This window comes from Allobosea sp. RAF48 (assembly GCF_052114025.1).
In the GTDB taxonomy this organism is placed as follows: domain Bacteria; phylum Pseudomonadota; class Alphaproteobacteria; order Rhizobiales; family Beijerinckiaceae; genus Allobosea.
Map to the genome: position 1 here is coordinate 31,245 of NZ_JBFRDZ010000006.1, position 12,118 is coordinate 43,362.

The 12,118-nt window shown below is 67.3% G+C and carries 9 protein-coding genes; 4 read left to right on the forward strand and 5 right to left on the reverse strand.

Going from position 1 to position 12,118, the window contains the following annotated elements:
- Positions 1-3: 3 nt before the first annotated feature.
- Both AB4Z10_RS12830 and AB4Z10_RS12835 read right to left on the reverse strand, forming a co-directional pair.
- A complete protein-coding gene (locus tag AB4Z10_RS12830) occupies positions 4-978 on the reverse strand; it encodes an ABC transporter permease (protein ID WP_441470779.1) in 975 nt (324 codons plus the stop codon).
- 1 nt (position 979) lies between these two features.
- The gene (locus AB4Z10_RS12835; protein ID WP_441470780.1) at positions 980-2,575 is read right to left on the reverse strand and encodes an ABC transporter substrate-binding protein; all 1,596 of its coding nucleotides are present in this window, start codon (positions 2,573-2,575) and stop codon (positions 980-982) included.
- 194 nt (positions 2,576-2,769) lie between these two features.
- Between AB4Z10_RS12835 and AB4Z10_RS12840 the strand changes: the two genes are divergently transcribed.
- The gene (locus AB4Z10_RS12840; RefSeq protein ID WP_441470781.1) at positions 2,770-4,743 is read left to right on the forward strand and encodes a pyridoxamine 5'-phosphate oxidase family protein; all 1,974 of its coding nucleotides are present in this window, start codon (positions 2,770-2,772) and stop codon (positions 4,741-4,743) included.
- Between the two features lie 15 nt (positions 4,744-4,758).
- Here AB4Z10_RS12840 and AB4Z10_RS12845 read toward each other — a convergent pair whose 3' ends face one another.
- The 3 genes from AB4Z10_RS12845 to AB4Z10_RS12855 form a co-directional block, all read right to left on the reverse strand.
- Complete coding sequence (locus tag AB4Z10_RS12845) at positions 4,759-5,601, reverse strand: AraC family transcriptional regulator (protein ID WP_441470782.1); 843 nt, start codon at positions 5,599-5,601, stop codon at positions 4,759-4,761.
- 66 nt (positions 5,602-5,667) lie between these two features.
- Entirely contained in the window at positions 5,668-6,942 is a 1,275-nt protein-coding gene (locus AB4Z10_RS12850; RefSeq protein WP_441470783.1) for a hydroxymethylglutaryl-CoA reductase, degradative, read from the reverse strand.
- Between the two features lie 115 nt (positions 6,943-7,057).
- Entirely contained in the window at positions 7,058-9,004 is a 1,947-nt protein-coding gene (locus AB4Z10_RS12855) for a helix-turn-helix domain-containing protein (protein WP_441470784.1), read from the reverse strand.
- 168 nt (positions 9,005-9,172) lie between these two features.
- Here AB4Z10_RS12855 and AB4Z10_RS12860 point away from each other — a divergent pair, with 168 nt between their 5' ends.
- Genes AB4Z10_RS12860 through AB4Z10_RS12870 form a run of 3 tightly spaced genes read left to right on the forward strand, consistent with a single transcriptional unit; the run spans position 9,173 to position 12,093 of the window.
- On the forward strand, positions 9,173-10,072 hold the full coding sequence (locus AB4Z10_RS12860) for a hydroxymethylglutaryl-CoA lyase (protein ID WP_441470785.1): 900 nt from the start codon (positions 9,173-9,175) through the stop codon (positions 10,070-10,072).
- Between the two features lie 55 nt (positions 10,073-10,127).
- On the forward strand, positions 10,128-11,336 hold the full coding sequence (locus AB4Z10_RS12865; protein ID WP_441470786.1) for a CaiB/BaiF CoA transferase family protein: 1,209 nt from the start codon (positions 10,128-10,130) through the stop codon (positions 11,334-11,336).
- Position 11,337: 1 nt separating this feature from the next.
- Positions 11,338-12,093, forward strand: a complete 756-nt coding sequence (locus tag AB4Z10_RS12870) for an enoyl-CoA hydratase/isomerase family protein (protein WP_441470787.1) — start codon at positions 11,338-11,340, stop codon at positions 12,091-12,093.
- Positions 12,094-12,118 lie beyond the last annotated feature (25 nt).

Consider the following 12,118-nt stretch of genomic DNA (forward strand, 5'->3'; position numbering starts at 1 on the left):
GTCTCATCTGACTGCGAGGCGGGGGTCGACCAGCCGATGGATCAGGTCGGTCAGCAGGTTCACGAAGATCACCAGCACTGACATCACCAGGAACAGGCCGAGCAGGACCGGGTAGTCGCGGCTGGTGACGGCGTCGAAGGTCAGCCGCCCGAGCCCGGGCCAGGAGAACACGGTCTCCACCACCACGGCGCCGCCGATCATGGCGCCGACCTGGATACCGGCGAAGGTGATGACCGGCAGCGAGGCGTTGCGCAGCATGTGGCCGCGTAGGACCGCGCCTTCCTTCAGCCTCTTGGCGCGGGCGGTCTTGATATAGTCCTCGGCGGCGACCTCGATGACGGAGGCGCGCATCAGCCGGGCATAGATCGCCATGTAGATGGCGCCGAGCGTAATGGCCGGCAGCAGCAGATGCTTCGCCACGTCGAGCGCATTGCCCACCCGGCTCAGCTCCCCCGCGCGCATGTCGACATAGCCGAAGGCCGGCAGCCATTCGAGCTGGATCGAGAACAGCAGCACCAGCATCAACCCGAGCCAGAACACCGGCGTGGCGTAGAGCACGAGCGCCAGCAGCGAGATGGCGAGGTCGGACCATTTGCCGTGCCGGATGCCGGCGAGCGCGCCGAGGATGACGCCGCCGCCGAGCGAGAGCAGGAAGGCAGAAAGCGTCAGCAGCAGCGTCGGCCCCAGCCTTTCGCCGATAAGCTCCTGCACCGGCCGCCGCAGGCGATACGAATAGCCTAGATCCAGCGACGCCACTTTGCCGAGATAGGCGCCGAGCTGGGCGATGTAGGGCTTGTCCAACCCGTATTCGGCCCGCACCTGGCGCAGGAAGACTTCGTCGGTGGCGCCCGACTGGCCGGCGATCACGGCCGCCGGATCACCCGGCGCCGCCCGCACGAGAACGAAGTTGATCGTCGCGATGACGAAGATCGTGACGATGATCCCGGCCAGTCGGGAGAGGACGCTGCGCAAGCTCATCTCAAGCCCAGCGCGCCCGCCCGAAGGTTCCGTTCACGCCGATCGCGCTGTCGATCAGGTTCTGCAGCCGCGCGTCATGGATGGTCGGGAACTGCTGTTCGGTCATCCACAGCACCGGCAGATCGTCGGCCAGGATCTTCTGCACCTTGCTGTAGAGCTCGGCACGCTCCTTATCCGAGGTCAGCACCGCGGCGCGGTCGAACAGGTCGTCGATCTCCTTGTTCGAGTAACCCTGGGTGTTGGTGAACATCACGCCCTTGCGGATGTTCGAGCTGATATAGCTGCGGGCGACGCCCAGCGCGGGATCGCCGTTCTGGTAGAGCATGTTCGAGGTGGTCTCGTAGTCCCAGTTCGAGACCTTCTCGGCGAAGCCGCCCGCATCGGTGGTGTCGAGCGTGACCTCGATCCCGCCTGCCTTCATCGCCTGACGGAAGTACTCGCCAAGCCTTGTCCAGAACTCGCCGAAGGGCACGACGAGGAAGCGGATGCGGGCGCGCACGCCGTTGGCATCCGGCTTGAGGCCCATCTCGTCGAGCAGCTTCGTCGCCGCCGCCACATCGGTCTTGTAGCTCGTGACGTTGGGATCATAGAACTTCGTGGTCGAGGCGATGGGCCCCGTGGCGGGGCGGCCGAGCCCGAAATTGATCCGCTGCACGATGAAGTTCGGATCGAGCAGATGGCGCACCGCCTTGCGGAAGCGCAGGTCGTCGAAGGGCTTGCGGCGCAGGTTCAGTTCGTACCAGAGCACGGGGCTGAAGAATTCATAGCCCTTGGTGGTGAGCTTCAACTGCGGCATCGCGGCGAGGCGCGGCACGTCGAAGGGCTCGATATCGGCGAATTGCGAGAGCTGGGCCTGGCCGCTTTCCATGGCGACGGAGCGGGAGGCGCCGTCCGGGATCACGCGGTAGAAGATCTCCGTCAGGACGGGCTCGCCCTTGCGATAGTAATCCGGGTTGGCGACCAGGTGGATATGGCTGCCGCGGCGCCACTCCTTGAGCTTGAAGGGGCCGGTGCCGATCGGCGTGTCGTTGGCGGGGTTCTTGCGGTAGTCCGTGCCCTCGTAGATGTGCTTCGGCGCGATCGGGGCCGAGTTGGTCTCGAAGGCGAGCAGGAAGGGGCCGAAAGGTGCCTTCAACTTGAACACGACCGTATGGTCGTCGGGCGCGGTGATGCTCTCGCAACGCTCGAAGACGCCGCGCGCACGGGGGTGTACCTCCTTCAGCATGACGTTGCAGGAGAACACCACGTCCGCGGAGGTGAAGGGCTTGCCGTCATGCCATTTGGCGTTCTTTGCCAGATGGAAGGTGTATGTCAGGCCGTCCTCGGAGATCTCCCAGCGCTCGGCCAGTTGCGGGCGCGGCTTCAGTTCGAAATCGTAGTCGAGCAGGCTCTCATAGATCTTGCCGCCGATCGTCCCGACCGGGATCTGCTGGTTGAGCGGTAGGGTCAGCACCGGCGGCTCGGGATTGATGATCGCGGTCAGCCCGCCGGACTTGCCCTGGGCGTAGGCGACGCCGTCCCGGAACAGGCCCGAGCTGGACAGGCCGAGACCCGCGCCAGCGCCGAGCAGCATCTTGTTGAACTCGCGTCGCTTCATGGTGTGCCTTCCCCGTTTTTGACGTCGCCGGCAGCTTGCGGGCTTTCGGAATGGCTTAGCGAGGGGGCGGCGATTTGGAAGGCGCGTGTCGGGTTCGCGGCGGCCTCTGTCGGGTTCCCGCTCGACAAAGTGCCTGACCGCTTCCAGCGGCGGACTAGGATGCGCACCGCAAGCAAGGAGGCCGAAGCCGGTCCATGGATGCCGCCGTCCGGGATTTCATCGAGAGCGCCACGTTGCTCTTCATCGCGTCGCGCAGCCCGGAAGGCGCTCTCGACGTCTCGCCGCGAGGCGGGCAGCCTTCCGTGCTTTGGCCGGACGGTGAGGGCCGCCTGCTCCTGCCCGACTACATGGGCAATCGCCGCCTCGACACGATCGCCAATCTGCTCGGCAATCCGGACGTCGTCGTCGCCCTGCTCAGTCGAGGCTCCAGCCGCTTCCTGAAGATCCAGGCGCATGCGGAGGTTTCCACGAGGCCCGAAGATATCGCCCGCTTTCCCGCCGACCAGAACCGGCCGATGACCGTGATCGCGCTGACGCCGCACGCGATGGATTTCGTCGAGAGCCGGGCCTTCGACCGCTCGGGATTCTGGCTCGATCCCAGCCAGCGCAAGGCGCCGCTGGACATGATGGGCTACTACCATTCCGACAAGGCGATGCACCGCGAATCCGGCCGCGAGTCGATCCAGCGGCCGGGGGTGGAGGAGGCGCGGCTCGCCGCCGCCGGCATGCGCGAGATCTACGGCACGCCGAGCGAAGTGGTGCGGACCAAGGTCTATGATTCGATCGGATCGGGCGGACTCGCCTTCATCGATGAGGCGAGTTTCATCGTGCTCGCCACCGATAGGCCTGATGGCGGCATCGATCTGGATCTCCACGGCGATGGCGCGTTGGCGCTCGACATCACCGCCAACCGTCAACGTTTTCGGCTGCGCATGGCGGCCGAGCGTGCAGGCCTCGGCGGTTCGGGCGAATGCGCGTTGCTGGCGGCCGTTCCGGGGCGCTGCGAGGCACTGAGGATGAACGGCCCGTTCCGCTCCGGCGATGGCGAGGCGGGCGCGCGACTGGCGGTCGACATCGCACCTGACGAGATCTTCTTCCACTGCTCTGCGGCGTTGACGCGGTCTCAGATCTGGGCCGAGCCGAAAGTGGCGCCCTGGACAGGCCTGCGTCGCTTCGCGATCACATCGCTGCGGCAGGAGAATCCCCAGATCCGGTCCTTCGTGCTGGAGCCGCTCGACGCGGCCGCGATCGGCGATATCCGGGCCGGGCAATATGTCACTGTCGCTTCGCCGAAGGATGAAAACCAGCCCCAGCGGCGCAGGAACTACTCGGTCTCGGGCCGACCGGGCCACAGGGCGATCCGGATTTCCGTGCGCAAGGTCAGCGAGGACGGGCTGTCGGGCCTGCTGCATGGCCTTGCCGAGGGCGACGAGGTCCATGTCGGCGTACCCTCGGGGCGCTTCGTGCTCGATGGGGCATCGCTGCGGCCCGTCGTTCTCGTCAGTGCCGGCGTCGGCATCACGCCGCTGCTGCCGATGCTGGCGACGCTCGCGACGGACTGCATCGACTGCGACATCTGGTTTGTCCATGCGGCCCGCGACGCAAGCCATGCCCTGTTCGTCGACGAGGTACGGGATCTGGCGGAGCGTTCGGGCGGGCGGGTGCGGTTGTTCTACGCCTACTCGCAGGCCGGTGAGGGCGAGCCTTGCGACCATCGCGGACGTCTGGATGCCGGGGTGCTCGATCGGCTCGTTCCGGCTGCCGAGGCGGATTTCTACATCTGCGGGCCCGACACGTTCATGAGCGGTTTGCGCGACGGACTGATCGCGCGCGGCGCGGATCCCGAGCGCGTACGCTTCGAAGCCTTCGGCCCGACCGGCGAAGGCCTGGCAGAGAAGCTGGCCGGCCGGGCCGAGCGCAGGATCACCTTCGCGAAGTCGGGCAAGGAGTTGGTCTGGCGGCCTGCATGCGGCTCCCTGCTCGATCTCGCGCTCAGCCATCAGATCAAGGTCGATTACTCCTGCCGCGTCGGGGACTGCCAGTCCTGCGTGCAGAAGCTCGTCAGCGGTTCGGCGGACTATCCGGCAGGCGAGGCGCCGGTGCTTGCGGAAGGGCAGGTTCTGCTCTGCCAGGCCGTGCCGGACAGCGACATGGTGATCGCCTGCTGAGCGAAGCGCGCGCGTCTAATGCCCGCGATGCGTGCCCGCCGGGTTGGTGCCGACGACGCGCCGGAAGGTCGCAGCGAAAGCGCTGGGGCTGTCATAGCCCAYGGACCAGGCGACCTGCTTGACCGGACACCCCTGCCTGAGCTTCGGGATGGCGGCGGCGATGCGGCAGGTCTGTCTCCAGTCGTTGAAGCTCATGCCGGTTTCGTCGCGGAACAGTCGCTCCAGCGTGCGCGCGCTGGCGCCTGCGATCTTGCCCCATTCCTCCAATGTTCGTCGATCGGCCGGCTGGTCCAGCAGCGCCTCGCAGATCAGCTTTGCGCGGCGGTCTCGCGGCGAAGACAGGCGGGGCGAGGCGATCTCGCCGTGACGCTCCGCGCGCGCGATCTCGTCGAGCGCGAGCGCGGCGAGATGCGGGTAAAGCGCCGGATCGCGATGACCGGCATGGATGTCGAAAAGGCGCTGCAGCAGATCCTGCAGAAACGGGGATGCGCTGACGACTGCCGCCTTGCCATCCAGCCTGGCCGCGAGATCGGGCCGGACGTAGAGCGAACGAAAGATGGTGTTCTCCGGCGGGCCGGCGACGCTGTGGACGACGCCGCCGGGCAGCCAGGCCGCGCGTCCTGGGGGAACCGTCCAGCGGCAATCTCCGGCTATGACGTCCAGGGCGGATGTCGTCGCGCAGACCAGTTGCGCGCGGGCGTGGCTGTGCAGCTTGCCCTGCGCGCTCGCCGGGTAATGGGCCTCATGCGCAACGACCGGGTCCTGCGAGCCGTGCCAATCGTCGAAGCTGCACGGCCGCGCACGGCCGATGGTGCAAGACGCGGAGACCTGCCGGATTTGCGCGCTCGTCGACAGCATCCTTTTCGTCTCCTCTCCGGAAGCATCACATGACGGTGCCGGCACGCTGGTCAGCGCGCCGGGCGCTTACGGGGTTGCCGCCCTCAACTCGGCCAGGATGATCTCCGCGCGGTCGAGGCGGACATGCCCGCCGGTCTTGAGCCGGGCGACGACCGCCTCGATCTCGTCGCCGATGGCGCCGGCTGCCGCCGCGACGTTACGGGCATGCAGCGACATGTGGCCTTTCTGGATGCCCTCGGCGGCCAGTGCGCGCAGGGCGCCGACATTCTGCGCCAGTCCGACCGCGACGATGACCTGCGCCAGTTCTTGCGCCGAGGTGACGCCGAGCAGCTTGACGCCGGCCCGAGCCGCCGGATGGGTCTTGGTCGCGCCGCCGATGAGACCCACCGCCATGGGCACTTCGAGCGTGCCGACGAGGTGGCCGTCCGCATTGACCTCGTAATGGGAGAGCGAGCTGTAGCGGCCGCTGGCGGCAGCATGGCAATGCGCGCCCGCCTCGACCGCGCGGGTGTCGTTGCCCGTCGCCAGCACCACGGCGGTGATGCCGTTCATGATGCCCTTGTTGTGGGTCGCGGCGCGATAGGGGTCGGCGGCGGCGAAGCGATAGGCGTCGACGATGCCGGCGACGACATCGGCGCCGCCGAGGGCGTCGCGGTCGAAGACGGCGCGTACCCGCGCAAGGCGCCGGTCGGCCTTGTTCGTGAGGATGCGCAGCCGCACGCGTCCGCCCGCGATCTCCGCGATGCGCGGTGCCAGCGCCTCGGCCATGGTGTTGACGGCGTTAGCGCCCATCGCGTCGCGCACGTCGACCTGGAGATGCAGGACCACATAGGTCGCGCCGTCGGCCTCGACGATGCGAACCTCGATGCCGCGCGCGCCGCCGCCGAGCTTGACCAGCAGCGGGTCCTGCTCATTGGCCAAGGCGAGAATTTCGGCCTCCGCCTCATAGAGGCGCATGCGGGCGCCGCGCGGGTCGGGGACGCCGACGACCTGCACCTGCGAGACCATGATCGGCAGGTCGGTCGAGACGTGGAAGCCGCCATGCAGGCGTGCGACCGAGGCCATGTTGCTGGCCGCGGCGACGACCGAGGGCTCCTCCGTCGCCATGGGGATCAGGTAGTCGCGCCCGCCGATGGTGAAGTTCGCGGCGATGCCGACCGGGATGGACAGCGTTCCCACCACGTTCTCGATCATGCGGTCCGCGGTCGCGAGCATGTCCGGATCGGAGGGGACGAGGCAGGCGAGGTCAGCCTCGGTGAGGCCGGAGGCGCGCGTCACCTCCGCCAGGCGGTCACGCGGAGACAGCTTGTAGAAGCCGGGGAGGCGGCTGTTGACGGGCATCGGCGCTAGGCTCCGTTCTTGTACGAGTACCAGCGTTTAACGAGCCCCTTTGGCGGGCGACAATGGTTGCGATCCATACCGAGGAGGCCAGCGACGGTATGTCTCCTCCATTGTCTCAGGCGGGCAGGGTTTCGCTGAGCCTGTGCAGGCGCAGCGCCATGTGCAGCTCAAGGCTGCGGCTTGGCTCGGACCAATCGGGGCAGATCCCGCTGATCGCGTCCAGGCGCTGGCGCATGGTGTTGACGTGGATCTCCAGCATGTCGGCTGCCCGTTGCAGGCTGCGGCCGGATTCGAAGAAGGTCAGCAGCGTCGGCACCAGCTGGGCCTTGCGGCGCCTGTCGTGTTCCAGCAATGGGCCGACGGTGTGATGGATGAACTGGCGCGCGGCGTCCTCGCCCTGGCCGTCGAAAAGCAGGCCATAGAGGGACAGCGCCTTTTCGGGGACGATCCGGCCGCTCTGCCCGAGGCTCCGCAGCAGGGCGAGGCTGCGGCGCAGGCGCTGATATTCCGCCGTTGCCGTCGCGATGTCCGAAACCGGCTGGGAGGCGACGATGTTGAAGTCGTGGCGGCCGGCATCCTGGAGGGCGGTGGCGATCCGGCGGGCCAGCTCCGTCCAGTCCTGGGCGGCTGTCGCCACGGCGAGGTCGCCGTTGAAGGCGGCACCGATCGTCTGGCGGCCCGAGACGGTCGCGCGCAGGGCCTGTGGGAGATGGGCGGCGAAACCCTCCTTGCAGGAGATGAGCAGCATCGTCACCGGCCAGGACAGCGTCACGCCAGCAGGCAGGGCCTGCGAGGCCTCCGAACCAAACGGGTCCGATGTGCCCCGCAGCAGCGCGGAGATGATGTCGGCGACGTTGCGATAGGCCGTCTCGGTGACGCGTTCCATCGACAGCAGCACGATCGCCGTGACCAGTGCGGCCCGCTCCAGCGTGCGGATCTCGGGGGAGGACATCGGCCTGGTGCGGATCAGGACGACGGCGCCGAGACGGACGGCGCCGCTCGTGACCGCGGCGACTGTCACGACCCTGGCCGGCGCGACTTCGAACTGCACGGATCGGCCGAGGCGGACGCTCTCGCGGATGGCCGAGGCGATGCCGTTCTCGCGCAGGTCGTCCGGCAGCGTGCCGGCGATGGCGATCTGGCGCTCATCGAGAATCGTCGCCTCGCCACCCAGCAGGGATGCGACGCGCTGGCGCAAGTCGTCGAGCGAGCCGCCGCGGGCGATAAGTTCGGTGAGGCGTTCATGCGCGACGGCGGCGCTTTCGATGTCGTCGGCCTTGGTCCGCAGGGCCACGTTGGCGTCGCGGGCCATGCTCAGGGCGCGCTGCCCCTCTTCGAGCAGGCGGGCGTTCTCGATGGCGAGAGCGGCGAAGGTGCCGAGCGACTGCAGGATCGAAATCTCCTGCGGGTTGTAAGAGCGCTCGTAGCGATCGGCCACGAACAGAACGCCGATGATATGCGTCTCGAGTTCGAGCGGGATGCCGAGTATGGAGACGACGCCCTCGGCATGGATGGCGGAGTCGATGACCGGATCGTGGTGGAACTGCCGATCAGCCCGGTACTGGCTCGATTGGCAGGGTTTGCGCGTGCGGACGACACTGCCGCAGATGCCGACATCGCGTGGCACGACGATCTTTGCGAAAGCTTCGGAGGTCACGCCTTCGGTGGCCCTGACATGCAGGGGGCTGCGGTCATCGGGCGCGGCCGAGAGATAGGCGAGGTCGCTGCCGACAAGCTGGCGCGCGCGGCGGATGATCGCCTGCAGCACCTGGTCGGTGTCGCGCATCGCCGAGAGATCGCGCGCCGTTTCGTTGAGCGCGATGAGCTCGTGCTCGCGCTTGAGCTTGTGCTCGACATTCTCGCGCAACCGGATGGCCAGAGCCATGTCGGCCTCGACCCGGCCGCGCAGGCCCGGCTCGAGGGCGCGCGCTTCAAGGACGAGCTGCTCGAAAGCCGAGGGGTTTGCGCTCTGGTCGAGCAGTGCGAGCATGCGGGCGTAGAAACCGGCGATGGTCTCCGCCTCGGATAGCGGTTGCGTCAGTCCTTCCGCCTCCTGAATCATGCGCGGACTCCTGTTGAACGCGATCGCGCCACGCCCAGCAGTTATCGCAGGCAGCGCGCAGTCGTTATGTCGTAATGATACATAATCTGCGCATCAGATCGTATGAAGTATCCATTTCGCGTTTCCTGGCGCTGAGGCAAGAGTGACGAGAAGCCACGGTGGAACGGCATGACAGCGGATATTCGGATCGTCGAGGTTGGGCCGCGCGACGGCTTGCAGGCCGAGGCCCGGATACTGCCGGCTTCCGTTCGTGCCGAACTGGTCGACCGGCTCGCCGCAGCGGGCCTCGTCTCGATCGAGGTCGGCAGCTTCGTGTCGCCGCGCCATGTGCCGCAGATGGCGGATACGGCGGCCGTCATGGCGGGTGCGCGGCGCCCCGGAGGCGGACGTTTCATCGCGCTCGTGCCGAACCTGCAGGGGCTTGAAGCAGCACTCGCGGCCGGTGCCGATGAAGTCGCCGTCTTTGCGTCGGCGAGCGAGGCCTTCTCCCGGCGGAATATCAACTGCTCGGTCGCGGAGAGTCTGGAGCGCTTCCGGCCGATCTTCGAGCGTCTGGATGGAACGCTTCCGGTGCGTGGCTACGTCTCCTGCGCCTTCGGCTGCCCCTATGAAGGGGCGGTTCCGGTGTCGGCGGTGACGCGGCTCTCGGCCCAGCTGGCGGAGATGGGCTGCTATGAAGTCTCCGTCGCCGACACGATCGGCGTAGCGACCCCGCGCCAGGCCCGCGCCGTCGCCGCCGCTGTCGCGTCCGAGATCGGCGCCGGCCGTGTCGCCCTGCATTTCCACGATACGCGCGGCCAGGCGCTGGCGAACATCTATGCCGGGCTGGAAGCGGGCATCACCAGTTTCGATGCCTCCGTCTCCGGGCTGGGCGGCTGCCCCTTCGCTGCCGGCGCCACGGGCAATGTCGCGACCGAGGATGTCGTCTACATGCTTCACGGCATGGGTCTGTCGACGGGCATCGATCTTGCGGCACTGATCGCTGCCGGCGAATTTGTGTCCCAGCATCTCGGCCGACGCACGGGATCGCGGGTCGCGCGGGCGCAGGCAGCTCAAGCTGCCGCCTGAAAACGGAAAAGGAAACGAGATGGCGGGCGGGGCATCGCGAGGAGACGATTCGGGCATGGCTGCAAGGCCGCTGGCGGGCGTCACCGTGCTGGACATCACGCGTGTCGTTGCCGGCCCATTCTGCGCGATGCTGCTCGCTGATCTCGGTGCGAACGTCATCAAGGTCGAGCATCCCGATGATCCCGACTATGCGCGGGGCTTCCCGCCCTTCGTTGGGTGCGAGGGCGATGGGGTAGAAAGCGCCTTCTTCTCCCAGTTCAATCGCAACAAGCGCGGTATCTCGATCAACCTCAAGACGGCCGAAGGCAAGGCGCTGCTGAAGCAGCTCGTCGGCAAGGCCGATGTTCTGGTCGAGAATTTCCGGCCGGGCACGATGGAGAAGCTCGGCCTGGGCTATGACGAATTGAAGCGCCACAATCCCCGGCTGGTCTACACCGCGATCAGCGGCTTCGGCCGCACCGGCCCGAACTCCTCCCGCCCTGCCTTCGACAATACGGGGCAGGCGGTCGGCGGATTGTGGTCGATGAACGGCTATCCGGACCGCCCGCCCGTGCGCGTCGGCACCATCATCGGCGATCTCGCAGCCTCGCTCTATGCGACGATCGGGACGCTGGCCGCCCTGCGCTCCGCCGAGCGCACCGGTGAAGGGCAGGTCGTCGACGTCTCGCAGCAGGATTCGATCCTGACGCTGACCGAGAACGCCGTCGTGCGCTACACCACCAAGGGCGAGGTCGCCTCGCCGCTGGGCAACGAGCACCCCTTCGTGCGGCCCTATGGCCAGTTCGCCTGCAAGGACGGCTATGTCTTCTTCGGCGGCTACACCGACAAGTTCTGGCGCCTGACCTGCGAGATGTTCGGCGAGCCCGAACGCGCTGACGATCCTGCGATCGACACCATGGAGAAGCGCTTCGATCCCGAGATCGCCGAGCGTGTCGTGCGCCCCCTGCTGGAGGGCTGGTTCAGTGCCTATGGCAAGGCCGAGCTGGAGGCGATGGCTGGAGACAGGGTGCCGCTCAGCGCGATCCGGACCGTTCCGGAGGTCGTCGAAGACCCGCATATCGCGGCCCGCAAGATGATCGTCGAGATACCGGTCGCCGGCGAGAGCGTCCGCATGTTCGGTTCGCCGATCAAGCTCTCCGCGACCGGCGAGATTCCGCTCGGCAAGGCGCCCGCGCCGGGCGAGCATACGCGCTCGCTCCTGGCGGAGCTGCTCGGGCTCGACGACCCCGCGATCCAGCGGCTCGTCGACGGTGGAGCGATCTAGAATGGCCATCGATTTCAGGCGCGACGGCGCGGTCGCGACCATCCGCATCGCCCGTCCCGAAAAGCTGAACGCCCTTTCGCTGGCGATGTATCAGGATCTCGGCAAGGCATTCATCGAAGCCGCCGCGGACGATGCCATCCGCTCCATCGTGCTCGCCGGGGAGGGGGAGCGCGCCTTCTGCGTCGGCGCGGATCTGACTGAATCCATTCCCGCGCTCGCGAGCGATCGGTTCGACATCAGCGAATGGGACCCCGCCCATCTCAAGAATGTGCCGCTCTACAAGCCGATCGTCTGCGCCATTCGCGGCCTGTGCATCGGTGGCGGCTTCGAGATCATGCTGGCGACGGATATCCGCATCGCGGCCGAGGATGCCGTCTTCCAGCTCCCGGAGGCCGTCCACGGCTTCGTGCCGGCGGGTGGAACGCTGGTGCGCCTCATCCGCCAGATCGGGCATGCCCATGCCATGGAGATCCTGCTCACGGCGCAGCGCTTCTCCAGTTCCGAGATGCTGGCGAAGGGCGTGGTCAATCGCGTTCTGCCGGCAGCCGAGGTGGAGCCTGCCGCCAGGGAACTGGCCGAGCGCATGGCTGCGCTCAGCCCGAGCGCGGTCCAGACGATCAAGCAGGCTGCGCTCACGCTGCAGGACCTGCCTTATCGGGAGGCTTTCGCGGCAGAGGCGAAACTCGGCCAGCGCACCTTCATCAGCGAGGATGCGCGACGCGGACTGGCCGCCTTCGCCACGCGCGCCAAGCGCTGAGGCGCTGCCGGCTGTCAGAAAGCCA

Excerpts from the sequence above, each read along its gene's own strand:
- AB4Z10_RS12830 (WP_441470779.1), bottom strand. The coding sequence starts at position 978 with ATGAGCTTGCGCAGCGTCCTCTCCCGACTGGCCGGGATCATCGTCACG.
- AB4Z10_RS12835 (WP_441470780.1), bottom strand. The coding sequence starts at position 2,575 with ATGAAGCGACGCGAGTTCAACAAGATGCTGCTCGGCGCTGGCGCGGGT.
- AB4Z10_RS12840 (WP_441470781.1), top strand. The coding sequence starts at position 2,770 with ATGGATGCCGCCGTCCGGGATTTCATCGAGAGCGCCACGTTGCTCTTC.
- AB4Z10_RS12850 (WP_441470783.1), bottom strand. The coding sequence starts at position 6,942 with ATGCCCGTCAACAGCCGCCTCCCCGGCTTCTACAAGCTGTCTCCGCGT.
- AB4Z10_RS12855 (WP_441470784.1), bottom strand. The coding sequence starts at position 9,004 with ATGATTCAGGAGGCGGAAGGACTGACGCAACCGCTATCCGAGGCGGAG.
- AB4Z10_RS12860 (WP_441470785.1), top strand. The coding sequence starts at position 9,173 with ATGACAGCGGATATTCGGATCGTCGAGGTTGGGCCGCGCGACGGCTTG.
- AB4Z10_RS12865 (WP_441470786.1), top strand. The coding sequence starts at position 10,128 with ATGGCTGCAAGGCCGCTGGCGGGCGTCACCGTGCTGGACATCACGCGT.
- AB4Z10_RS12870 (WP_441470787.1), top strand. The coding sequence starts at position 11,338 with ATGGCCATCGATTTCAGGCGCGACGGCGCGGTCGCGACCATCCGCATC.